This window comes from Clostridium puniceum (assembly GCF_002006345.1).
Lineage (GTDB): Bacteria > Bacillota > Clostridia > Clostridiales > Clostridiaceae > Clostridium > Clostridium puniceum.
Genome location: NZ_LZZM01000179.1, coordinates 81,751 through 107,170 on the forward strand (window position 1 = coordinate 81,751; position 25,420 = coordinate 107,170).

The 25,420-nt window shown below is 30.4% G+C and carries 20 protein-coding genes; 17 read left to right on the forward strand and 3 right to left on the reverse strand.

Annotated elements, in window-relative coordinates:
* Nucleotides 1-139: 139 nt before the first annotated feature.
* The 15 genes from CLPUN_RS14975 to CLPUN_RS15045 all read left to right on the forward strand — a co-directional run bounded on the left by CLPUN_RS14975 (nucleotide 140) and on the right by CLPUN_RS15045 (nucleotide 19,940).
* The gene (locus tag CLPUN_RS14975) at nucleotides 140-2,089 is read left to right on the forward strand and encodes an oxidoreductase (RefSeq protein ID WP_077848056.1); all 1,950 of its coding nucleotides are present in this window, start codon (nucleotides 140-142) and stop codon (nucleotides 2,087-2,089) included.
* A 285-nt stretch (nucleotides 2,090-2,374) separates the two neighbouring features.
* Nucleotides 2,375-6,715: a DNA polymerase III subunit alpha gene (gene polC / locus CLPUN_RS14980; RefSeq protein WP_077848057.1), complete on the forward strand. Its 4,341-nt coding sequence runs from the start codon at nucleotides 2,375-2,377 to the stop codon at nucleotides 6,713-6,715.
* A 370-nt stretch (nucleotides 6,716-7,085) separates the two neighbouring features.
* Nucleotides 7,086-8,249, forward strand: a complete 1,164-nt coding sequence (gene nirJ1, locus CLPUN_RS14985; RefSeq protein ID WP_077848058.1) for a putative heme d1 biosynthesis radical SAM protein NirJ1 — start codon at nucleotides 7,086-7,088, stop codon at nucleotides 8,247-8,249.
* 123 nt (nucleotides 8,250-8,372) lie between these two features.
* Nucleotides 8,373-9,356, forward strand: a complete 984-nt coding sequence (nirJ2, locus tag CLPUN_RS14990; protein ID WP_077848059.1) for a putative heme d1 biosynthesis radical SAM protein NirJ2 — start codon at nucleotides 8,373-8,375, stop codon at nucleotides 9,354-9,356.
* A 29-nt stretch (nucleotides 9,357-9,385) separates the two neighbouring features.
* On the forward strand, nucleotides 9,386-9,853 hold the full coding sequence (gene ahbA / locus CLPUN_RS14995; RefSeq protein WP_077848060.1) for a siroheme decarboxylase subunit alpha: 468 nt from the start codon (nucleotides 9,386-9,388) through the stop codon (nucleotides 9,851-9,853).
* Complete coding sequence (ahbB, locus tag CLPUN_RS15000; protein WP_077848061.1) at nucleotides 9,846-10,325, forward strand: siroheme decarboxylase subunit beta; 480 nt, start codon at nucleotides 9,846-9,848, stop codon at nucleotides 10,323-10,325. Before ahbA ends, ahbB begins: the two co-directional genes overlap by 8 nt.
* A gap of 335 nt (nucleotides 10,326-10,660) precedes the next feature.
* Nucleotides 10,661-11,233, forward strand: coding sequence for a TetR/AcrR family transcriptional regulator C-terminal domain-containing protein (locus CLPUN_RS15005; protein WP_077848062.1), 573 nt, complete (start codon nucleotides 10,661-10,663; stop codon nucleotides 11,231-11,233).
* A 130-nt stretch (nucleotides 11,234-11,363) separates the two neighbouring features.
* Nucleotides 11,364-12,344 carry a DUF5692 family protein gene (locus CLPUN_RS15010; RefSeq protein ID WP_077848063.1) on the forward strand — a complete coding sequence of 327 codons (981 nt, stop codon included), beginning with the start codon at nucleotides 11,364-11,366 and terminating at the stop codon, nucleotides 12,342-12,344.
* A gap of 381 nt (nucleotides 12,345-12,725) precedes the next feature.
* Nucleotides 12,726-14,852 carry a PTS sugar transporter subunit IIABC gene (locus CLPUN_RS15015; protein WP_077848064.1) on the forward strand — a complete coding sequence of 709 codons (2,127 nt, stop codon included), beginning with the start codon at nucleotides 12,726-12,728 and terminating at the stop codon, nucleotides 14,850-14,852.
* Nucleotides 14,853-14,873: 21 nt separating this feature from the next.
* Nucleotides 14,874-15,710, forward strand: coding sequence for a PRD domain-containing protein (locus tag CLPUN_RS15020; protein WP_077848065.1), 837 nt, complete (start codon nucleotides 14,874-14,876; stop codon nucleotides 15,708-15,710).
* Nucleotides 15,711-15,945: 235 nt separating this feature from the next.
* Nucleotides 15,946-17,169: a serine hydrolase domain-containing protein gene (locus tag CLPUN_RS15025; RefSeq protein WP_158078781.1), complete on the forward strand. Its 1,224-nt coding sequence runs from the start codon at nucleotides 15,946-15,948 to the stop codon at nucleotides 17,167-17,169.
* A gap of 371 nt (nucleotides 17,170-17,540) precedes the next feature.
* A complete protein-coding gene (locus CLPUN_RS15030) occupies nucleotides 17,541-17,816 on the forward strand; it encodes an ABC-2 family transporter protein (RefSeq protein WP_077848067.1) in 276 nt (91 codons plus the stop codon).
* Between the two features lie 119 nt (nucleotides 17,817-17,935).
* Complete coding sequence (locus tag CLPUN_RS15035) at nucleotides 17,936-18,442, forward strand: ABC-2 family transporter protein (RefSeq protein ID WP_158078782.1); 507 nt, start codon at nucleotides 17,936-17,938, stop codon at nucleotides 18,440-18,442.
* Nucleotides 18,439-18,906 carry an AAA family ATPase gene (locus tag CLPUN_RS15040; protein ID WP_077848069.1) on the forward strand — a complete coding sequence of 156 codons (468 nt, stop codon included), beginning with the start codon at nucleotides 18,439-18,441 and terminating at the stop codon, nucleotides 18,904-18,906. Before CLPUN_RS15035 ends, CLPUN_RS15040 begins: the two co-directional genes overlap by 4 nt.
* 161 nt (nucleotides 18,907-19,067) lie before the next feature.
* The gene (locus tag CLPUN_RS15045; protein ID WP_077848070.1) at nucleotides 19,068-19,940 is read left to right on the forward strand and encodes a 50S ribosomal protein L11 methyltransferase; all 873 of its coding nucleotides are present in this window, start codon (nucleotides 19,068-19,070) and stop codon (nucleotides 19,938-19,940) included.
* 147 nt (nucleotides 19,941-20,087) lie between these two features.
* Here CLPUN_RS15045 and CLPUN_RS15050 read toward each other — a convergent pair whose 3' ends face one another.
* The 3 genes from CLPUN_RS15050 to CLPUN_RS15060 all read right to left on the reverse strand — a co-directional run bounded on the left by CLPUN_RS15050 (nucleotide 20,088) and on the right by CLPUN_RS15060 (nucleotide 22,574).
* Complete coding sequence (locus tag CLPUN_RS15050) at nucleotides 20,088-20,552, reverse strand: GreA/GreB family elongation factor (RefSeq protein WP_077848071.1); 465 nt, start codon at nucleotides 20,550-20,552, stop codon at nucleotides 20,088-20,090.
* 83 nt (nucleotides 20,553-20,635) lie between these two features.
* Nucleotides 20,636-21,514, reverse strand: a complete 879-nt coding sequence (aguB, locus tag CLPUN_RS15055; RefSeq protein ID WP_077848072.1) for an N-carbamoylputrescine amidase — start codon at nucleotides 21,512-21,514, stop codon at nucleotides 20,636-20,638.
* Nucleotides 21,515-21,536: 22 nt separating this feature from the next.
* On the reverse strand, nucleotides 21,537-22,574 hold the full coding sequence (locus tag CLPUN_RS15060; RefSeq protein ID WP_077848073.1) for an agmatine deiminase family protein: 1,038 nt from the start codon (nucleotides 22,572-22,574) through the stop codon (nucleotides 21,537-21,539).
* A gap of 354 nt (nucleotides 22,575-22,928) precedes the next feature.
* On the opposite strand from CLPUN_RS15060, the gene CLPUN_RS15065 reads away from it, so the two are divergent.
* Both CLPUN_RS15065 and CLPUN_RS15070 read left to right on the forward strand, forming a co-directional pair.
* On the forward strand, nucleotides 22,929-24,161 hold the full coding sequence (locus tag CLPUN_RS15065) for a 5-bromo-4-chloroindolyl phosphate hydrolysis family protein (RefSeq protein ID WP_077848074.1): 1,233 nt from the start codon (nucleotides 22,929-22,931) through the stop codon (nucleotides 24,159-24,161).
* Nucleotides 24,162-24,189: 28 nt separating this feature from the next.
* Nucleotides 24,190-25,338: a toxic anion resistance protein gene (locus tag CLPUN_RS15070; RefSeq protein ID WP_077848075.1), complete on the forward strand. Its 1,149-nt coding sequence runs from the start codon at nucleotides 24,190-24,192 to the stop codon at nucleotides 25,336-25,338.
* Nucleotides 25,339-25,420: the final 82 nt, after the last annotated feature.

Genomic DNA, 25,420 nt, shown 5'->3' on the forward strand with positions numbered 1-25,420 from the left:
ATGTATGTTTGTTGTTTGATAATTCTATGATATGCATTAGAAAGTGAATAATTTAACAAATATAGAGTTGATAATAAAAAATTATATCGGTTAGAAATAATAAAAATTAATTAATTAAAGAATAAAGGAGAATAAAAATATGGAAAGAAAATATCCAAATCTATGCAAATCAATTAAAATTGGAAATGTAAATTTTAGAAACAGAATGTTTTCAGCGCCTATGGGGGGAACAGATATTACTGCAGATTGTACTGTGGGACCTGCATCTACAGCTTTTTATGAATTAAGAGCTAAAGGTGGCGCAGCTTCAGTGACTGTAAGTGAAGTAGTGGTTCATCCAGAAACAGAAGGTTCACATATGTATCACCTTGATCTACAAACAGTAGGTTCACTTGCAAGTTTTACTTACACTGCAGATGCTATCCGTCGTCATGGTGCAATTGCCAGTGTAGAATTATCTCATTCAGGACAATATGCTGGAACTTATTTAACTGATAAGAGCAAAAAACAAGGACTAGCTCAATGGGGACCAAGTGAAACTATTCGTCCAGATGGTCTTCCGGTAAAAGAACTTACTCAAGAGTTGATAGATGATATAGTAGCAGCTTATGGAAATACTGCTGCATTAGCTAAAAGAGCAGGATTTGAAATGATTATGGTTCATGGTGGACATGGGTGGTTAATTAATCAATTCTTATCTCCTTATTTTAATAAAAGAAAAGACAAATATGGTGGTTCTTTAGAAAACAGAGTACGTTTTGCACAAGAAGTTCTTGATAGTGTTCGTACAGCTGTTGGATCTGGCTTTCCAATAGAGTTTAGAATGAGTGGTTCTGAATTATTTGAAGGTGGCTATGATCTTGCAGAAGGTGTCGAAATTGCTAAATTAGTAGAATCAAGAGTTGATTTACTTCATGTATCTGCAGGAACTTACCAAAGAGGATTTGGAGTAACACATCCTTCTATGTTTTTACCACATGGATCAAATGTTTATCTTGCAGCGGAAATTAAAAAACATGTAAGTGTTCCTGTTGCAACACTTGGGGGCTTAAATGATCCAGAAATGATGGAAGAAATAATAGCTAGTGGTAAAGCAGATGTTGTTGAAATGGCTCGTGCACTTTTAGCTGATCATGAACTACCTAAAAAAGTTATGGCAAATAAAGATGAGGATATTGTAAAATGTTTAAGATGTTTTACATGTATGGCTGAGCGTGCTATGACATCAACAAGACGTTGTACAGTTAATCCATTGATTGGACGTGAATTAGGAGGAATGGAAATTATACCAGCAGCAACTTCACGTAAAGTCCTAGTAGCAGGTGGTGGACCAGGGGGATTAGAGGCAGCTATCACTGCTGCAAAACGTGGACATAAGGTAGTTCTTTGCGAAAAGTCTGATGAGTTAGGCGGAATACTTAAGGGAGAACAAGCACTTCCATTTAAGTATGAAATGTATGAGTTAGGTGTTACATTTGGAAAATTAGCAGCAGATTTGGGCATTGAGATTCGCTTAAATACAAATGTTACAAAAGAGTATGTTGAAAAAGAAAATGTTGATGCATTAATTATAGCAGTTGGTTCAGAACCGCTTGTTCCACCAATTCCAGGTTTGAATGGTGAGAATATAGTAGTTGTTAATGACTATTATTTAGAAAAGGACAAGGTCACAGATGAAGTAGTGGTACTTGGAGGCGGTCTTGCAGGCTGCGAAGCCGCAATACACCTTGCACAAGAAAGTAGAATTGTACATTTAGTAGAAATGAGAGCTGAACTTGCTCCAGATGCAAATATCAGACATCGTCCAATTCTATTAATGGAAATCGAAAAGAACAATATTCATGTTCATACAGAATATAAAGGACTAAAGGTAACAGAAGAAGGCGTTTTATGCGCTGATGCGGCTGGTATGGAACATCTTGTTCCAGGTACTTCAGTAATTTGTGCACTTGGACAAAGAGCAAGAAGAAACGTTGCGGAAGAATTGATTGATTGTGCACCTTATGTCATAGAAATTGGAGATTGTGTACGTCCATCAACTATAACAACAGCAGTATATCAAGGATATCATGCTGCACTTGATATTTAATTATTATATCTTAATAGTTGAAATGGTAAAGAATAAAAGTTTTTCTAAAAAGTAAAACTAAGCCCTAAACTATATTTTTTCTTAATAAGAGAAAGCGGTTTAGGGCATTTTATTTTTTATAATATAAAATAATATAAATGTTATTTAGAACAAATATAAAGGAGGTATAGAAGTACCTTTTAGATAGAAGTATCTATATACATTTTTTTCAGACTTAACAAATCATAAGTTTAACATATATAATAGTAACATGCGAAAAAATTTTTAGAAAAGGTAATGAGTAGTATGAAGAGAGTAAATGAAGCTTTTAGTGATTATAAATTGAGTGGAAAGATAAATACTGCCTTTATAGAATCTGTAACGTTACGTAAAAGAACTAAAGTCCTAGAAATGGAGATTAGTTCAGATAACTATATTGAAATTGGAGAAATTGAGAGTTTTAGCAACTTTATAAAAGAAAGATTTGAATTAAGTGATTCTAAAATTACTGTAAAGTATACCGACGAAGTCAAGATAAGGCCTATAGAAGAGGAATTAAAAAACATTATATCTTCCATGTCAAAAAAATATCCTGCTTTAAAGGCGGCGGCGAATAATAGTGAATATGAAGTGGTTGGAAATACTATAACTTTCAATTTTAAAATTCCAGTATCAGTTTTTTTGAAAACAATGGAATATGATAAAGAAATTAATAAAGTTATAAAACATATGTATGGGAAACAATATAATATTAATTTTATTGATAAATTAGATAATGAAGAATTAGTAAAGATTGCAGAAGATAAACGTGCAAATGAAATGATGTTCATTAAAGAAATTAAAACTACACAAAGTAATAATGCTACTGAATTGCCTAAAAAAGTTGAAGAAAATAAACAAGAAGTAAATGTAGAAGGTGATGGGAAAAAAGTAAATTCACTTTTGATTGTTGGTAGAAATGCTAATATTAAGGAACCAGCAGTAAAAATTACTGATATCACACCAAATGAGGGAAGGGTAGCGTTGCAAGGTGAAGTATCTAATATAGAAGCGAAGGAATTAAGAAGTGGAAAAACATTAATTTCTTTTGATTTATATGATGGATCAAATTCCATGACTTGTAAGGTATTTTGCAAGCCTGGTGATGATGCGGAAGTATTACCTAAACTAAAAAAGGCTAAGGGAGTTAAACTTGCTGGAAATGCAGGCTATAGTAATTTTTCTCATGAAGTTGAACTTATTGCCAATAGTATAATTGAAACAGATGGAATTAGAAAGACTAAGAGGCAGGATAGAGCAGAAGTTAAAAGGGTAGAGCTTCATATGCATACACAAATGAGTCAAATGGATGCTATGTCAAGTGCCAAGGATTTGATTAAAAGAGCCATGAGCTGGGGAATGAAATCTATTGCCATAACTGACCATGGAGTAGTGCAGTCTTTTCCAGAAGCACATAAGCTGCTTGGAAGAGATAATTCAGATATGAAAGTAATATATGGAGTAGAAGGTTATTTGGCACCTGATAAAAAGCCATCTGTAACAAATATTAAGGACCAGAGGGTTGATACAACATATTGCGTTCTAGACTTAGAAACTACAGGTTTTTCTCCAGTAACAGAGAAAATTACTGAAATAGGAGTTATGAAAATAAAGGATGGAAAGGTAATAGATAAATTTAGTACCTTTGTAAATCCTGAAAAGTCAATTCCAATGAGGGTTGTAGAGGTTACCAAAATAACTGATGATATGGTAAGAGATGCAGAAACCATAGAAAAAGTATTTCCTAAAATGCTAGAATTTATTGAAGGAAGTGTTTTAGTTGCTCATAATGCTGAATTTGATATAGGCTTTTTAAAGCATAATGCAAGGGTTTTAGGTTATGATTTTGATTTTACCTATTTAGATACCTTATCTTTAGCGCAAGAAATCTTCCCTGATTTTAAAACCTATAAATTAGGAAGAATTGCTAAAAACCTTGGTATAAAGGTAGAGATTGCACATAGAGCCTTAGATGATGTAGATACCACTGTTAAGGTGTTTAATATAATGATTGAAATGCTAAAGGAAAGGGGAGTAGAAACCCTTGAGGATATAGATATACATGCTTCTGATGAAGAATCTAAGAAGCAAGCTTATAAAAAGGTTAAGACCAATCATGTAATAATACTAGCAAAAGATTATGCAGGATTAAAGAATCTGTATAAGCTTGTATCATATTCTCATTTAGATTATTTTTATAAAAAACCACGTATCTTAAAGAGTATGTTACAAAAATATTCTGAAGGTTTAATCATTGGAAGTGCTTGTAGTGAAGGTGAACTGTTTCAGGCTATACTTTTAGGAAAATCTGAAGAGGAAATAGAAAACATTGCAAAATTCTATGATTATTTGGAAATTCAGCCTCTAGGGAATAATGATTATTTAGTAAGACAAGAGCAGGTACCTAATAAAGATTATCTAAAGGAAATTAATAAAAAAATTATAGCATTAGCTGATAAATTTGATAAACCTGTAGTGGCAACAGGAGATGTTCATTTCTTAGATCCTGAGGACGAGATATATAGACGTATACTAGAAGCGGGACAGGGATTTAAGGATGCTGATGATCAGGCTCCATTATATTTAAGAACTACTGAGGAGATGCTTGAGGAATTTGCTTATTTAGGAAGAGAAAAGGCTTATGAGATTGTAGTTACAAACACAAATAAGATAGCAGATATGTGTGAACAGATTAGTCCTATTTCACCAGAAAAATGTCCACCTCACATTGAAGGGTGTGAACAGACGATTAAAGATATCGCATATGATAAAGCCCATGAGTTGTATGGAGATCCACTGCCAGAAATCGTTCAGGCTAGATTAGATAGAGAACTAGATTCTATTATAAAAAATGGATTTTCTGTAATGTATATTATAGCTCAAAAGTTGGTATGGAAATCCAATGAAGATGGTTATCTAGTAGGTTCGAGAGGATCGGTTGGTTCATCTTTTGTAGCAAACATGACTGGTATAACAGAAGTAAATGCGTTACCACCACATTATCGATGTTCTAAATGCAAACATTCGGACTTTTCGGATTATGGCGCTAAGATTGGTTTCGACTTACCTGATAAAGTGTGTCCTGTTTGTGGAGAGCAGCTAGTTAAGGATGGAATAGATATACCATTTGAAACATTCTTGGGATTTAATGGAGATAAGGAACCGGATATAGATTTAAACTTCTCAGGAGAATATCAGGCAAAAGCTCATAAATATACAGAAGTTATCTTTGGTAAGGGCACAACTTTTAAAGCTGGAACTATAGGTACTATAGCGGAGAAAACAGCTTTTGGATATGTGAAAAAGTATTATGAAGAGAAAAACAAACCAATAAATAAAGCGGAAACAATAAGAATAGCATTAGGGTGTACAGGTATAAAAAGAACTTCAGGACAGCATCCAGGAGGAATTATAGTTGTGCCAAAGGGCCGAGAAATCTTTGAGTTTTGCCCAGTACAACATCCTGCAGATGATGCGAATTCAGATATCATAACAACACATTTTGACTATCACTCAATTGACCAAAACTTATTGAAGCTAGATATATTAGGGCATGACGATCCAACAGTTATAAGAATGCTTCAAGATATAACTGGGGTTGATCCTAAAGATATTCCTATGGATGATAAGGAGACTATGTCTATATTCTCATCAACTGAGGCTCTAGGGGTAACATCTAGTCAGATAAATTCTAAGGTAGGAACTTTTGGAATTCCTGAATTTGGAACTAAGTTTGTAAGAGGAATGCTTGTAGATACAAAGCCTAAAATTTTCTCTGATTTAATATTTATATCTGGACTTTCTCATGGTACCGATGTATGGGTTGGAAATGCAAAAGACTTAATTGACCAAGGGATAGTAACCTTAAGTGAGGCTATATGTACAAGAGATGATATTATGATCTATCTTATTAAAAAAGGGCTGCCACCAGGTGATGCCTTTAAGATAATGGAGTTGGTACGTAAAGGTCAGGCATTAAAGAATCCTGCGAAATGGGCAGAATATGAAGCTTTAATGAGGGCGCATGAAGTGCCAGAATGGTATATAGATTCATGTAAAAAGATAAAATATATGTTCCCTAAGGCTCATGCTGCAGCCTACGTAATGATGGCCTTTAGAATAGCTTGGTTTAAGGTACACATACCTCAGGCTTATTACGCAACTTATTTCAGTATTAGAGCAAAAGCCTTCGATGCAGAATTTATGATTTTTGGAAAAGAAAAGGTTAAAGAAAAAATGAAGGAAATTGAGATAATGGGTTATGACGCTGCTCCTAAGGATAAGGATATGTACGATGACTTGGAAATAGTTTTAGAAATGTATGAGAGAGGCCTTAAATTCCTGCCAATAGATTTATACAAATCTCATGCTACAAAATTTCAAGTTGAGGATGATGGTATAAGACCATCTATAAACAGTATATCAGGAATGGGAAATGTGGCATCAGAAGGTATATCTAATGCAGCTCAAGAAAAGCCATTTAACTCTGTAGAGGATGTAAGGAAGCGTTCGAAGATTGGAAACGCAGCTATAGAGTTACTTAGAAAATTCGACTGTTTAAATGGTCTCCCAGAAAGTGATCAAATGAGTTTTTTTGATGCAGGGTAAATAATTAAAAATCAATTTTTTTTCATTAAAATTTTAAAATTAATACTTAAAGAATTATATAAAATAATATGAAACAAAGTTTGTATCTTATTTTACTTGGAAATTAAAGATATGGGCTTTGTTTTTTATTATATTATATAGCATCTAATTTATAATTTGAATAGCATTGATTGTGTAAATGAGTAACGTTTTTTATGTAATTATAATTAATAGTTGATATTTTTGTGGAATTTGTTAAATTTATAGTATAAGAATTATTTTACAAAATATATAATTTTAATAAATTTCATACTTTAAGAATTATAAAATTTATTGAAATTATTTAGTGGAGAATACTAGTTTAAATTTAAAGAGGGGATAATAGGTTAATATGATAAGTATAACTAAACTATTATGTAATTCAGAAAATTATGGAGATAGCTTAAGATATGTAGAGGGAGCAGCAGTAGAAAAGTATGGAGTAAGCCCTGGTAGAGGTCCTGTAGTTGCGTGGAATTGCACAAAAACTTGTAATTTAAAATGTAAACATTGTTATGCAAGTTCAGATAGCAAACGATATGAAGGAGAGCTTACATTAGATGAATCAAAAAAATTCATAGATGACTTAAAAGAGTTTAATGTACCAGCATTGTTGTTTTCAGGCGGAGAACCATTAATGAAGGAGAATATTTTAGATTTATTAGATTATGCAAATCAAAGAAAAATTAGAAGTACTATATCAACTAATGGTACTCTTTTAGATAAAGATATTTGCAAATCATTAAAGAAAATAAACCTTGGATATGTTGGTATAAGTCTTGATGGGATTGGAGCAAATCATGATAAATTTAGGGGAGTTAAAGGTGCATTTGACAGTTCTTTAAGAGGAATAAGAAACTGCATTGAAGTAGGCCAAAAAGTTGGACTTAGATTTACTATAAATAAAAATAATTATAAAGAATTAGAAGATATATTTAAACTTATAAAAGAGGAAAATATCCCAAGAGTTTGCTTTTATCATTTAGTTTATTCAGGTAGAGGAAGTAAAATGATGGAGGAAGATATATCTAAGGAAGAAACAAGACATGTTTTAGATTTAATTATAAGTAAAGCCATAGAATTTGGACCAAATGTTGAAATGCTTACTGTAGACAACCATGCAGATGCTGTTTATACGTATTTAAAATCCTTAGAAAAATACAAAGATAAAAGTGAAAATATATTAAGACTTTTAAAAGCTAACGGAGGAAACAGATCAGGAATGGCTTTTGCCAATGTAGATTTTTACGGAAATGTTCACCCAGATCAATTCACTTGGCAGCATACTTTCGGAAATGTTAAAGAAGAATGTTTTAGTTCTATATGGAAGAATTCTAATAACGAAATGTTAAATGGTCTTAGAAATAGAAAAGAGTTATTAAAGGGTAGATGTTCTGTTTGCAAATGGTTAAAGGTTTGTAATGGAAATTTTAGAACTAGGGCAGAAACAGTACATAATGATTTTTGGGCAGAAGATCCAGCTTGTTACCTTACTGACAGTGAAATTAAATTATAACTCTATTACATTGTCACAAAAATAATTTAATATTGTAAATAAAAAATTATGTTTAAAGGTAATCTTTGAATAGTAATTGTGAATAGATAAATAAAATATAAGTATATAAGGTGAGTGAAATGAATGATAATATCATGGAATACTACAAATAGATGTAATTTAAAATGTACTCATTGCTATAGAGATTCAGGCAAGGAAATTCAAGGTGAATTAAATACAAAAGAAGCAAAAAAACTTATAGATGAAATTGCAAAAGCTAATTTTAAAATTATGATATTCTCAGGTGGGGAGCCACTTATGAGGGACGATATTTTTGATTTGATAAATTATGCAGCTAAAACTGGATTAAGGCCTGTACTTGGTACAAATGGTACTCTTATAACAAAAGAGGTAGCACAAAAATTAAAAGGAGCTGGAATTTCTGCAATAGGCATAAGTCTTGATAGTCTTAATTCTGAAAAACATAATTTTTTTAGGGGAAATGATTTAGCTTTTAAAGATACTATTTATGCTATGAAAAATTGTAGAGATTTAGGAATTAGATTTCAAGTTCACACAACAGTTATGGATTGGAATAAAGATGAAATAATCAGCTTGACTGATTTTTCAGTTGCTATGGGTGCAGCAGCTCATCACATTTTCTTCCTTGTACCTACAGGAAGAGGGAAAAACATAGAAGATGAATTGTTAAATCCTAAAGAATATGAAGAATTATTAACTTCAATAATGAAAAAGCAAGAGGAAGTTAATATAGAAATAAAACCAACCTGTGCTCCTCAATTTGTTAGAATTGCAGAAAATTTAGGTATATATAGCAGATTTAAAAGAGGATGTATTGCAGGATTAAATTATTGCATTATAAATCCTAGAGGAGATGTACAAGCGTGTGCTTATTTAATAGAAGTAGCAGGAAATGTTAGAGAAACCCCTTTTGATGAAATATGGAAGAGTAATGAATTATTTAATAACTTAAGAACTCAAGATTACAAAGGAACATGCAATACTTGTAAATCTAAAAAAAATTGTGGTGGTTGTAGGGCGAGAGCTGCATATTATAATGGTGGAGATTATATGTCATCTGATAGAATATGCATTTTTAATAATTAAAAGTTAATCTCAGATAGGGAGGAATTCTTATGGATACAATAGATAAAAAGCTACTTAATCTTATGCAAAATGAAATTCCAATAGATAAAAGGCCATTTAAAATATTAGGAGAAAAATTAATGCTTACAGAAAATGACGTTTTAAAAAGAGTAAGAAAATTAAAAGAAGATGGAATTATAAGGCGAATAGGTGGAATATTTAATTCAAGAAGAATAGGATATATAAGTACTCTTTGCGCAGCTAAAGTTTCGGAAAATAAAATTGAAGAAGTTGCAGCATTCATAAATAATTATTATGAAGTAACACATAATTACATAAGAGAAGATGAGTACAATATGTGGTTTACAATAATAACACATTCAGAGGAAAGTTTAAATAATATTCTTGAAGAAATAAAACGTGAAACAGGATTAAATGAAATAATGAGTTTACCTTCTATTAAATTATTTAAGGTTAAAGTAGCTTTAAATTTTCAAGGGGATGATAAAAATGCTTAATGGTTTTGATAAGAAAATAATACGGAGACTTCAAGAAAATATTTCTATAACAGCTACTCCATATAAGGAAATAGCTTCTGAACTTAATATGAAGCAAGAGGAACTTATAAATAAGATTAAAACTTACAATGAAATGGGAATATTAAAAAGAATCGGAGCTATACTTTATCATAGAGAAGCAGGCTTTAATGCCAATGCTATGGTAGTTTGGAAAATAAATGATGAAGATTTAGATAAAGTGGGAAAGTATATGGCATCAATTTCAGAAGTAAGCCATTGTTATGAAAGAAAAACGTTTGGTTCTTGGGATTATAATCTTTATACTATGATACATGAAAAAGATAGAGAAAGTTGTAATAAAATTATTGAAAAGATAGCCGTTGATATACGTATTGAGAATTATAGAATTTTATATAGTACAAAAGAGTTGAAGAAAACTAGTATGAAATATTTCACGAACTCCAATGAATAGTCTATTGAATTTGATTAAATTTGTAATTTAAAAATCAAGATTATATTTGTTAACATTATTAATAGATTTTCATGTAATTTCTTCAAGAGTTTTATTAATTAGATAAAATTTAAAGTGGCTGATTCAAATGATAAGAATATATTTGAATTAGTCATTTTTTAATTAAGTTTTTAATATAGTTATTTTGTAATGATTCAATTTAAACAGAATAAGATACATAAATATAGACTTTATAAAAGAAACGTTTTGATTTAATTAAATTACTTTGAAATTTATGTTGATTAAATTATAATAGAAAAGGGAATAAATTACACTAAATAATGGGGGAAGTATTTATGAGACAACATGCTAAAACTGCCATAATTAATTCTTTTAAAGAATTATTGAACAAGCAATGTATACATAAAATTACAGTAAAGCATATTTGTGAACGTTGTGGTGTAAACAGGCAGACTTTTTACTATTACTTTACAGATATTATGGATATTTTCAAGTTTATAATATATGAAGAATTATCTGGAGAAATTGCACAAAATAGAACTGTTAAAACTTGGGCTGGTGGTTTTTTAGCAACCATGAATTATATGAAAAGAAATTCAAAAATGATCCTACATGTGTATAATTCATCTTATTGGTGTGAAGCCAATAGTTACTTTACAAATTTTTCGAATAAATTACTCGATGATGTGGTTAGGGATTGTGCAGAAAAAATGGAGGTAAGATTATCAGAGAAAGATGAACAATTTATTGTTAATTTTTATAGGCATGTATTTAATGGATTGATTATAGACTGGATAAGTGAAGGTATGGAAATAGAACCAGAAATTATTTTAAAAAAACTTTTGATAATGATAAGAGGGAGTATTTCTCGTTCAGTATCTGCGTTTGCCAAAGAAGCAATGAAATAATAATTTTAAAAAGTGAATGAAAGTATTAATTCGTGACACTTTCACATATCTGTCTATTGAATGAGGGGCTGAAAACGATATATACTAAATGTGGAAAATGTTAAATTATTCATATTTAGGGGGGAGTAAAATGTTTACTTTCAATTACAGTCAAGGAGCATCAATATTAAGTGTATGGGGTGTTTGGATACTTGTTTTTATTGCACTCTTTGGGCTAAATGAAATAACACGCAGATTCAAATATGTTGGTCTTTTCTGTTTTGTTATTTTACCAATAGTACTGTCAGGATTATGGTTTACAGTATTAAAAGATACAACGTATACAGATTGGTTTCATCTTGCAAAAGTATATTCATCTACAGCTGGATGTATTGGTTTTTGGTGTATCAAATATGTTAGAGGAAAAGATAAATCAACTGGTGAGGAATGGAGACTAGCTGATAAGAAATGGGCATTATGTTTTCCACCTTTAATCTTAGCTATTAATATAGCAGAGGCAGTAAGCCGTGATTTTCAAGTTGGTATGCAATACCATGGAGGCGGAAATTTAGCCGATGAAGCTATGTATGTTCTTGGAGGTCCATGGAATTTTATAAATGGTATTGCTGGAATTTTAAATATTATAACAATAACAGGATGGTTTGGAATCTGCTTAAGGAAAAAGACTATTAAAGATGGAAGTATGGACATGCTGTGGCCTGATATGCTATGGTTTTGGATAATAGCATATGACCTATGGAATTTTGATTATACTTATAATTGTCTTCCAGGTCATGCTTGGTATTGCGGTTTTGCATTACTGTTAGCACCAACACTCTGTGCATTTACAATAGGAAAAGGTGCGTGGTTACAGCATCGTGCACATACTTTAGCATTATGGTGTATGTTCGCTCAAACATTCCCAGCATTTATTGATAAAGGAACTTTTCTAGTTTCGTCTACTTACAATACTGTTCCACTTTGGACATTTAGTTTATTATCATTACTTTCAAATATAGCAGTATTCGCTTATATGATTTGGAAAGTATTTAAGACAAAAAGAAATCCTTATCTTAGTGAACTTTATACAGATCTAAAAAAATATAATGAAATTAAAATACTTGCAGAATAGAAATTATTTGAGTTTTTCACAATTGGTGAAAAAAATATGATTAATAGATAAATTTTGAAAAAAGTATTAATTGTATACTTTGTTTTTATAGCCTCATGATAATATTCTCTTAATATAATCATGAGGCTATTTTGCATAACTCTCAAAATAAATATAATTGATAATATATAATTGTAAATTAATATTTAATAAAAATATTGACGAATGATTATAAGTAGGGTAAAATAATTGTATTGATATAGTATGTTACTGGGAAGCAGGCATTAACTATACATAGATATTTGAGGATGTTTATGTTAGTTGATGCTTTTTTTGTGTCAAAAAGCGTCTAAAGACACCTCAAGTATATAAAAAATATTATATACAAAAAGGAGAAAAAATATGAAAGATCAAATTTTTGGCGTTTTACAACGTGTAGGAAGATCATTTATGCTTCCAATTGCTATTTTACCAGTAGCAGGATTATTTTTGGGAATAGGTGGTTCATTTACTAATGAAACAATGCTTGCAACTTATGGACTTACTGGTTTAATTGGACCAGGTACATTTGCTTATTCAATTCTTTCTGTAATGAGTGCAGCAGGAAATGTAGTATTTGGTAATTTACCTTTAATATTTGCAATGGGTGTTTCAATAGGTATGGCAAAAAAAGAAAAAGAAGTTGCAGCTCTAGCAGCAGCAATTGCGTTCTTTATTATGCATGCATCAATAGGTGCTATGATTAATATTAATGGTGGAACTGAAGCTCTTCTTAGTGGAGCAGCAACTTCAGTACTTGGTATTACTTCATTACAAATGGGTGTTTTCGGTGGTATTATTGTAGGTCTTGGAGTAGCAGCGCTACATAATAGATATTATAAAATTGAATTGCCACAAGTATTATCATTCTTTGGTGGAACTAGATTTGTTCCAATAGTAAGTGCAATAACATATTTAATTGTTGGAATTTTAATGTTTTATATTTGGCCTCATATTCAAGCAGGTATTTATAAAGTTGGAGATATAGTTCTTCAATCAGGTTATGCAGGAACATGGGTTTATGGTTTAATGGAACGTTTATTAATACCTTTTGGTCTTCATCACGTATTTTACTTACCATTCTGGCAAACAGCAGTTGGAGGTACAGCTGAAGTTGGTGGAAAACTTATTGAAGGTGCTCAAAACATTTTCTTTGCAGAACTTGGGACTAAAGGAATAGAGCATTTTAGTGTTTCAGCTACAAGATTTATGTCAGGTAAATTCCCACTTATGATATTTGGTTTACCAGGGGCAGCTCTTGCAATGTATCAATGTGCTAAACCAGAAAAGAAAAAAATAGTTGGTGGATTATTAATATCTGCAGCATTAACTTCAATGCTTACTGGTATTACAGAACCAATTGAATTTACATTTTTATTTGTTGCACCAGCATTATATGGAATTCACTGTGTATTTGCGGGAGCTGCATATATGCTAATGCATATGTTTGGTGTTGGAGTAGGTATGACTTTCTCAGGTGGATTAATTGATTTATTCTTATTTGGTATTTTACAAGGAAATGCAAAAACAAGCTGGATATGGATTGTTATTGTAGGGATTGGATATTTTGTAGTATACTATTTATTATTCACTTTCTTAATTAAGAAATTTAATTTAAAAACTCCAGGTCGTGAAGATACTGATGAAGTTAAACTTTATCGTAGAAGTGATGTAGAAGCAAAGAAAAATGGTAAAAATGAAGATTCAGATCAACTTTCAGCTATGATATGCCAAGGTCTTGGAGGTAAGAAAAACATTTCAGATGTTGACTGCTGCGCAACTAGATTACGTTGTACAGTACATAAAGCAGAATTAGTAAATGATGCTTTATTAAAGCAATCTGGAGCATCAGGAGTAGTTCATAAAGGGGTTGGGGTTCAAATTATATATGGACCAAGAGTAACTGTTATAAAGTCAAATTTAGAAGATTACTTAGCAGCAGCACCGAATGAAGAAATTATAATGAATACAGTAGAAAAAAATAATGAAGAAAAAGTAATTGAAAAAGAAGTTGAAGGAAACATTATTAATACAATAATATTAGATAGTCCATTAACTGGTGAAGCTCAAGATTTATCAGAATCACCAGATGAAGCATTTGCAAGCAAGATGATGGGAGATGGTGCAGTAGTTACTCCGATTGATGGCACTGTTGTAGCACCAGCAGATGGAGTTATAAGTTTTGTATTCCCATCAAAGCATGCAGTAGGATTAACAACAACTGATGGAATTGAATTACTTATTCATATAGGAATAGATACAGTAAAGCTTGATGGAAAAGGCTTTGAAACTTTTGTAAAAGATGGAGATAAGGTAAAGAAGGGTGATAAACTATTAAGTTTTGATTTAGACTTTATAAAAGATAATGCACCATCAACTTCATCACCATGTATTTGCACATCATTAAATAGTAAACAAAAAGTACGTTTATTAAAGACAGGAAAGATAAAGGCTGGAGAAGCTCTTATTGCAATTGATGTATTTGAATAACATGTAAAGAGGAGGCATAAAATGTTCAGAGTTATAAAGGCACTAAATCATAATGGAGTAATGGCTATAGATATGGATACTTTGAATGAATATATTTTGCTAGGAAAAGGTATAGGTTTTGGGAAAAAAGTAAATGAACGTATGGAAGCTCCTGAAAATGCACACATATACCTTTTGCAAAAAGAAACAGAAAGAGGTTTATCTAAAGAACTAATAAATGATATAGAGCCAGAATTTTTAGAAATTGCAGGTAGCATCATTATAGAAGCAGAAAAGAAATTTACAAAAGTAGATGAGAACATTTTATGCCCTCTTGCAGATCATATTGCATTTGCAGTAAAAAGAATAGAAAATAATGAAGAAATAAGCAATCCTTTAACTCAAGATATCAGAGCTTTATTTCCAGAAGAATATGAAGTAGCATGTAAAGGAAAAGATATTATAAAGGAAATAAAAGGCATTGATATAAATGAAGATGAGATTGGTTATATAGCAATTCATATTCATTCAAGTCTCGGAAATGAAAAAGTATCACAGGCGATGGAGATAGCAATGCTTGTTAGATCATGTATTACTTCTATTGAAGATAGTATTGGGAAAAAAATTGATATTGAATCATTATCTTATAATCGTCTTATGAGCCATATTAAATATATGGCAGCAAGAATATTAAAAGGTGAGACAATAAAGTTGGATATGAATGATTACATTAGCGAAAGATTTCCTAAGTCATTTGAAATTGCAGAAGAAATATGCAGAAAACTAGGCCGTGAGTTAAAGAAAGAGTTTAAAGAAGTTGAAATTGGATATCTTGCAATGCATATTGAAAGAGTATTTTCAGATGAATTAGAGGAGTAGAAAAAAATATTATTTTAATAAATCCCCCATGAAAATCTAAATGCGAGTAGATTTTCGAGGGGATTTGTTTAATATGTGTCAATTTTTATAAAGTTTAAATAAATTTAAAATAATTGACAAATAAATAAAATAAAGCTATTATCTAAATTAAGAAAAATTAAATTTATACTTTAATGGTATTTAGACGATTTCAAAGGAATTATTGGTAAATTTAAAAATGGAGGGGAATAGAAGCATGGGTATTACTAAGGAAGCAATGAACAAGGCAGAAGAGCTTGGAATTATACCAGAAAGATTAGAAGTATTGGATAAACAGTTAAATTATTTTATTGAACAAGGTCAGAGGCAGGCAATTATTTTTAAAGGGATGAAGAAAGGTGTTATCTTCTTTGAAGGTACCTATGGAATTAACACAAAAGAATATGGTTTGAAATTGGATACAATATTTAATGTGTGTTCTATTACAAAGCCTATTGTAGCTACATTAATTTTATGTTTACAAGAAGATGGGATTGTTGATGTTAGTGAGCGAGTATGCAGGTACCTTCCTGAATTTACTGGGGGAGGTAAAGAAAACGTATGCATATGGCATTTGATGACTCATTCTAGTGGTTTAGATGATCAAGAAATTTGGGATTTTTTAAATGAATATATTAAAAATGAACTTGGAATAGAAGTACCTAACAATGAATGTTCACATGAAGAATTTGAAGAATTTTCAACTAAAGTAGCTGAAAAGATGGGGGTTGATAGGAGTATAGAAGGAAGAATGGGGGACGTTGAATATCTTATTTCTTTAAAATTTAAAATGAAACGTAAGCCACGTGTAAATATGGTTTATTTTAATTATGGATATCAAAGACTTGCTGATATAATCACAGCTGTCACAGGTGAATCCTTAGATGAATATGCTTCAAGAAAACTATTTGTTCCATTAGGTATGAAAGATACTGCGTGGCGTATGCCAAAAGATAAATGGCATAGAATTATTGGAAGAATTGATACAGCTGTTAGTGCAGAGTGGTTTAATTGCAAAGAAAACTATGTTTCTGAAAGTGGAGCAGGTGGTATTAAAACAACTGTAGATGATATGATGAGTTTCACTCAAATGATTTTAAATGAAGGAAAACTTAATAATGTTAGAGTATTATCTAAGGCAAGTATAGACCAAATGTTTATTAATCATAATAAAGGGGTTTCATGTGATTTAGGAGAAGAATATTCAGGCTGGTCATTAGGTTGGAATCTTCATGGAAATAAAAAAGATAGCGATGGGATTTTAAGATCAGAGAAATGCATTGACCATACAGGATATGGTGGAACAAAAATTTTTGTTGATCCAGAACACGATTTGACAATGGCATTTTTTGCAGCGGAAACTGTGCATTTTGAAAAGCCAGAATTTATTAATATAAATGGACGTGTTTTAAATCTTGTTATGGCAGCTATGGAGGATTAGAGAATAGAATTAAAGGATTACTCTTTATTTTTATATAATATGAGTAATCCTGAGTAATGAGTGAATAATCATAAGGAAGGATTAAAAGAACAAAATAAAGCATCGTTTGTAGTATTAAAATTGGTGGTATTTGTTACCTATAAATCATAGATTTTTTGCATTATCACAAAAAATTGGGCACAGAATTTTAGGGTTTATTTTTGAGTTTTGCCTTGCTTTTTTATTTTGGAATTTATTTTTAAGGTTGATTTAATTCCTAGCGGGTAGGCTTATCTATTATAATAATTATTTTTGCATTTCTTATGAACTTTTATGTTAATTACTATATTGGAATGACTGCTTTTTTGCTTGTACAGTCATAAGGAATCAGAATGGTGTATCAAGTAATTTCTGAGATATTGTCAAGGATTTTGATTCCACTAATCTTTTTTCCAGAAGCATTACAAAAGATGCTTTTTTTCTTGCCATTTCATTATATTACTTATGTGCCAGCTTGTGTGGTTATGGGAAAATACTCATTGGGTGGAATTACTATGGAGATTAGTCAAATTGTAATGATTCAAGGTGTAGCAGTAGCTATTGTAATAATACTTAGCGAAGTTATATATAGACTTGCAATGAATAAATATACTGATGCAGGAGGTTGATGAAAATGAGAAAATATTTAAAAATATATAAAGAAGCAATAAGAATTTTTTTTTCATCATCAACAGCATATCGAATGGAGTTTCAAGCGTATTTTTTTTATGGTATTATTTGAAAAATCGTGGAGGAAGTTAGAGAAGGTATTCTGGAAGTAACACTTATAAAACCAGTAAACTGCATGTTTTACTTAATGGCTTCTACTTTTAGCATGGATGGAATAGGTGTTATTATAGGCGTAATTGTCTTCTTTTGTATATCAATTGCGCATATTGGAGAAATAACAGCTATAATGTGGATAGAATTTTTAGTATTCTTTGTTACGGGACTCTTTGTAATGGTTGGCATTCAACTGCTTATGGCTGCAACATCTTTTAAATGGGTTGCTAATTCTAGAATACCAGAAATGTATAATAGCTTTGTTCGTTTTGGTTATTATCCGCAAAGTATATTTAGTAGAAGCATTATTTTCATAACTTCATATATTGTACCTGTAGCAATGATTGGATTTTTTCCAGCTTCTGCACTTTTAGGATTAACGGAAAAGAATATGTTAATAAGATGGGAGCAGTTTTTGGACAGAAAAGCCAACTTATTTTTGATATACCTCCTATTGATAGCTTTAAAATGAATAAGGCTATTTATGGAATACCTGATGATGTCTATAAGGAACGCTTAAATATGATTGTAGATTTACTTGATGTGGGTGATATTATCATGCGTCCAACTAGGGTTTTATCCTTAGGAGAAAAAATGAAATGCGAGTTTATTATGGCTATGCTTCATAATCCGGATATTGTGTTTTTAGATGAGCCTACAATTGGTCTTGATGTTATTGCAAAGCAAAATATAAGAGAATTTATTAAAGAAATGAATGAAAAAGGTGTGACCTTCATATTGACTACACATGATTTAGAAGGCGTAGAAAGGTTGGCTAAAAATGTGATAATCATAAATAAGGGGGAAAAAGTTTTTGATGTATCTATTGATGATTTAAGAAAAACTTTTGGTGAGAAAAACATAGTGGAGCTGACTTTAACTAAAGAACTTCCTATGGAAAAAGTAATAATGAGAATTTATGAAAAAACTACATAAAATATTACTAGGTTTGATAGTTTTCTGATTTAAGATATAATGAAAAGAAGAGAGATTTGTTAAATTATATGAAAATATATTAACATTTTTAATCTTTTATGATTTTTATATGATGAAATCGCAGAAATAAAATAGAAAATTAATATAACGAGGTGAAATGTATGTTTGAAATATCATTCCTAGTAAAATATTCTGAAATTGAAACAGTATTAAATAAACTTATAAGTATAGGTTTTTCTTCTACTTATTATGATGCCCCTTATGAGGTTACTGTGGATTCTAATGGGTATGGATTTTATGAAAAAGAAAATGAATTTATTAATTTAAAGGTTTATCCTGAAAGTGAAAATATTGAGGAATGCAGTAAATTTATTGATGAAATTAAAGAAGTTCTAGATATAAAGGAGAATATAACTTTAGCAGAGCTTAAGGAAGATAATTGGCAACATCCTTTTGAACCTGTAGATTTAAATAATGGATGGATAATTGCAGAACCAAGTGTAGTAGGTGAAAATGCAAAGAAAATAAACTTTGAATCTCAAGGTTCATTTGGTACTGGATTACATGAAACTACTCAGGATTTACTTAGATATATATTAGAAGAAGATTTTTCAGGGCTAATACTTCTTGATTTAGGTACAGGCTCAGGAATATTAAGTATAGCAGCTGGCTTAAAAAATGCAAAACATATAGTAGCATTAGATATAAGAGATGTAACTAGCGAAGTTTTACATAATTCACATCTTAACAATATAAAAAATATAGAGGTTGTAGTTGCAGATGTTACTTCAAAAGATTTAGGTGTTAACAATAACTTTGATGTAGTATTTATTAATATAGGTGGGGATGAGACCTTATCATCTATGGAATTAATTAATAGAGTTATAAAAACTAATGGAAGGTTATTTATATCTGGATTAGTAGAATGGAGTAGTGATAAAATTTACGAAGAATTAAATGCTCAAGGATATAACCTAATAAAAAAGACAAAAACTAATGAATGGGTAACAATGGTTCTTAAGAAAGAAAACTAAAAATTAAATACATATATGTCATGAAAAATAATTAAAAACACAAGCTTTTATATAGAGATAATGATTAATTTCTAGAAAGAAAATGCCACTCTACAATGCAGAAATATATGCATTGTAGAGTGGCATTTTTGGTTATGTTATATATTTTTATAATATTTCTAGTACTTCTACTGTATATTTTTCGCCAGGAGCATCAACTTCTACTATGTCACGAACTTTTTTCCCAGATAAAGCTTTGCCTAAATCTGATTCTATACTTATAAGCATATTTTCAGGGTCTAAATCCATAGTAGTTACTAAGGTTATGACAACTTCATCGTCATCTTCTACAAATTTAATTCTAGCTTTACTATTAATTCCTAAAACTGATTTATCCAAATCATCATCATCGATTACTGTTGCTGTTGAAATCATCGTCAATAGGTATTGAATTCTATTATCATTTTCTCTATAGTTTCTGCAAGCCTCTTTATATTCAGCATTTTCAGATCTGTCTCCATGAGCTGCCGCTACTAATTTTTCTTTGGCTATTTCAGCTCTTTTTACGGTCATTCGATAATCTAATTCTTCTCTTAATTTTCTTATATTTTCTTCTGTTAGCGTATTATTCATAAAATGCTAAACCTCCACTAAAATATACTATATTAATATTATAATATAAATATTTTTTTTAGGCATTTTTTATTTTAAAAGATTTATTTAATCATTAAATCTCCATCATAAGATGTGATAATTTTATATAAATCAGGACGACGATCTCTAAATATTCCCCATTCAGTACGTTGTATTTCCAGTTGATCTAGGTCAAATTCAGCAACCAGAACAGTTTCATCTGTACGATTAGCTTCTATAATTTTATTTCCTTGTGGACCTGCAATAAAGGAAGAACCGTAAAAAGTAATTTTAGAATCTTCATCCTCTTCAACTCCAATGCGATTAGAAGCAATAATTGGTACTAAATTGGCAGCAGCATGACCTAACATACAAGTTTGCCAGTGATCTTTAGAGTCTATTGATTGATCTTGAGGTTCTGACCCAATAGCTGTTGGATAAAAAAGAATTTCTGCACCCATTAATGTCATACATCTAGCAGCTTCTGGATACCACTGATCCCAGCAGATTCCAACACCGATTTTTCCATATCTAGTATTCCATACCTTAAAACCAGTATCGCCTGGATTAAAGTAGAATTTTTCTTCATACCCTGGTCCATCTGGAATATGACTTTTTCTATATGTACCTAATATTTCACCATTAGCATCAATTACCGCTAAAGAGTTATATCTAGCACAGTTTTTCTTTTCGTAAAAACTAATAGGCAGCACTACCTTAAGTTCTTTAGCAATTTCTTTAAAATGATTTATAGCTTTATTGTGTTCTAATTCCGTAGCATATGTGTAATAATCAGATTTTTCTTTCTGACAAAAATATGGCGTTTCAAATAGTTCTTGAATTAGAATGATTTGGGCACCTTTTTTTGCAGCATCTCGTACTAAAATTTCTGCTTTATTAATATTTTCATCAATATTACAAGAGCAGCTCATTTGCGTAGCTGCAACTTTAACTTTTCTCATGCTAATCACCTCATATCTTTATTTATAAAAACTTTTTAGGGGTAGGCATTTGCTGAGTAGTACAATGAACATTACCACCCTCCGTAATAACTGCCATTCCATTTATTTTTCGAATTTTTCTTTCAGGAAAAGTTCCGCTTAATACCTTTTCTGCCATTTTATCAGTTTCTTTTGCATTATCGCCAAAAATCGGTAAAATAATACCACCATTTACAAAATAGAAGTTTAGGTAACTTAATGTTAATCTATGATTGCCATACTCAGTTTTAGGCGGTTGAGCTATTTGGATAATTTCAAACTTTCTTCCTTTTGCATCAGTTTGATTTTTTAGTATTTCAAGATTTTGTAAAGTGATTTTGTAGTTATCATCATTTGAATCAGCACAAGTCTGAATAAGTATACTACCTGGTTTAGCAAAACATGCGATATTGTCAACATGCCCATCAGTTTCATCACCACTTAAACCATTCTTAAGCCAAATAACTTTCTCTATACTTAAGTATTTCTTTAAATAATTTTCAATTTGTTCTCTAGTAAGGTTTGGATTTCTATTAGGATTTAACAAGCACTCTTCAGTAGTTATTAGTGTACCTTCACCATCAACATGAATTGAACCACCTTCCATTATAAGAGGTGCATCAAATTTTTTAATATTAAAATGATCTAAGATTTTTGGAGCCACTTCATTATCTAAATCCCAAGGAGTATATTTCCCCCCCCACGCATTAAAATTCCAGTTTACTCCAGCCATGTTTCCATCATCATCCATTAAAAATGTAGGACCATTATCTCTAAGCCATGCGTCATTATGTTTAATTGGAAGAAATTCTATATTAGACTTATGAAAAAGTTTTTGTGTTGTTTCTAAATCTTCTGGGTTAACAATAACTGTAACAGTTTCAAACTCAGAAATTGCATTAATAAGCTCTGCATAACCGTGGCAAATAACCTCATAATTATTTGGATAACACATAGATTCTTTAACAGGCCATGAAATAAATGTACGTTCATGTGAAGTCCATTCAGCAGGCATTTTATAATTTAAATCTTTTGGATACATATTATACTCCTTTTCCTTAAATAATTACATTTAAATTTTCGTTTAAGTTCTTATAGTATCAATCATATAATAAACTTCAACTCACTTCAATGTCAATATTCAAGTCAATTTCATAAGCTCCAAAGATTAAATGGATAAAATAATCTATTTAAGTGATTTAAGAATTAAGGTATAATTTAAATAGATATATTGAAAAGAGGAAGAAAAATAATTATATTTTCTCTGATTGGTGCAAATTGTAATTTACCAGAGAATAAGATATAATAAAACGAAAATATTAAATTATATAAGGAATACTATTAAATATTCTTTAAGTTTAAAGTGAATTATAAGAAAAAATTTGGAGGCATGAACATGGACAAAAAGGATTTTTCTGATTTAGAAAATCAAATTAAAGATACAGTAAAAAGTGCATTCAATGCTATAGATTTTGTTAATCTAAAAAAAGGTATTAATAATAAAGCTGATGATGCTTTAAATGGTGTAAAAACAAAGTTTAAAGATAAATCAGATGATGTAATAGGAAAGTTAAGGAATAAATCACAAGAATTTAGTGAAAAAATGGAATCTAAGATTCAAAATCAGCATACAAACTTATCGAAGGTAAATAAAAAAGAAAAAAATAAGGCACCAGTATATATTGTAAAAAGACCCATCGGAAGTATATCAGGAGTAGTTTATAAGGTACTTGGGTACACTGGAAGTTTGGTTTTTGGTATTCTATTAATGGTTTATTCAATGCTGACACCTTTATTTCCACAATTTTTGACTAATAATTTTATTTTTTTAGGATTTCTATCTACTTTTTTTATATCAAGTATTGGTTTATCATTTAGAGGTAGATATTTAAGGAATAGGGTATATCGTTTTAAAAAGTATGTTAAGATTCTTGATGGTGAAAATTACTGCTTAATTGAAAATTTGGCTAGCGATATTAAAAAGAAAAATAAATATGTTGTAAAAGATCTAAGAAAAATGAGTGAACTAGGTATGTTTAAAGAAGCTCATATTGATGAAAAACAGACTTATTTTATGCTAAGTAATGAAGTTTATGACAATTATCTAAAATCACAAGAAGCGTTAAAACAACGTAATGAAGAAGAATTAAGAAGACAAGAGAAGTCAAATGAAGAAAAAAATGATCCTGCGAAAAGAGAATTACGATTTACAATAGATATGGGGCAAAATTATATTAAACAAATAAGAAGTGTAAATGATGCCTTGCCAGAAGAAGAGATTTCAAATAAATTATATAGACTTGAAAATATTGTGATACAAATATTAGAACACATAGAAAATAATCCAAAAAAATTACCTGAGGTTAATAAATTTGCCAATCATTATCTTCCTATAACTTTAAAATTAGTTAATTCATATAAAGAGTTAAATGAGCAGGCAGTTCAGGGTGATAATATAAAAAATGCTAAAAATGAAATTGAAAAAAGTATTGATTTCATAAATACTGCTTTTGAAAAATTATTAGATGATTTATTTGAAGAAGTAGCTTTGGATATTTCTACAGATATTTCTGTCTTGGAAACACTTTTTACGCAGGAAGGATTGACTAAAAAAGATTTTGAAAATTAATATTGAAACGAAAAAGGAGGATTTTTAAATGAGCAATGAATTTAAAGAAGTAATTGATGTAACGCCAAGTTTAACTTTTGAACCTTTTCAAGAAGAGGAAGTTTCTATTACTAAGGCAAGTGAAGAAAATAAGGAAGCAGAAGTACTTGATGATAGTAATTTAACAGAAGAAGAAAAAAAGATGGTAGATCAATTTGTACAGAAGATTGATATAAGCAATTCAAACTCAATTCTCCAATATGGAGTAGGAGCTCAAAAGAAAATTGCAGATTTTTCTGAATCAGCCTTAAATAATGTAAAGACAAAGGATTTAGGCGAAGTAGGGAATATGCTTTCTAGTGTAGTAAGTGAATTAAAAAGTTTTGATGCTCCAGAGGAGAAAAAAGGTATCTTAGGTCTATTCAAGAAAACTACAGAAAAAGTTTCTGCTATGAGAGTAAAATATGATAAGGTTGAAAATAATATAAATAGAATTTGTACTATGCTTGAAACCCACCAAATTCAACTGCTAAAAGATATTGCTATGTTGGATAAGATGTATGAAATAAATAAAGTATATTTTAAAGAACTTTCTATGTACATATTGGCAGGAAAAAAGAAGCTTGTAAAATTAGAAAAGGAAGAACTTCCTGTTTTAGTTGAAAGAGCCAAAACTAGTGGTCTTCCAGAAGATGCACAAGCAACTAATGATTTTATGTCACTTTGCAATCGCTTTGAGAAAAAAATTCATGATTTAGAATTAACTAGAATGATTTCTCTTCAAATGGCACCACAAATTCGTTTAGTTCAAAATAATGATTCATTAATGTCAGAAAAAATACAATCTACCATTGTAAATACAATTCCACTTTGGAAAAGTCAAATTGTATTAGCACTTGGTGTTGCTCACTCTACTAATGCTGCAAAAGTGCAAAATGAAGTGACAGATATGACTAATCAACTTTTACGTAAGAATGCTGAAACTTTAAAAATGTCAACTATAGAAACAGCTAAAGCATCTGAACGTGGAATTGTTGATATTGATACTCTTCGTAATACAAATGAATCATTAATTACAACTCTTGATGAGGTGCTTCGTATACAAACAGAAGGTCGACAAAAACGTAAAGAAGCTGAAAAAGAATTACAAAATATAGAAGAAAAATTAAAAAATAGACTTTTACAATTAAGTAAATAAGCATATAATAATGTGACTTTATTAAGATGAGCTTTGTATAAGGCTCATCTTTTAAGGTTATAAGCAATAAAAAGGAGATTTA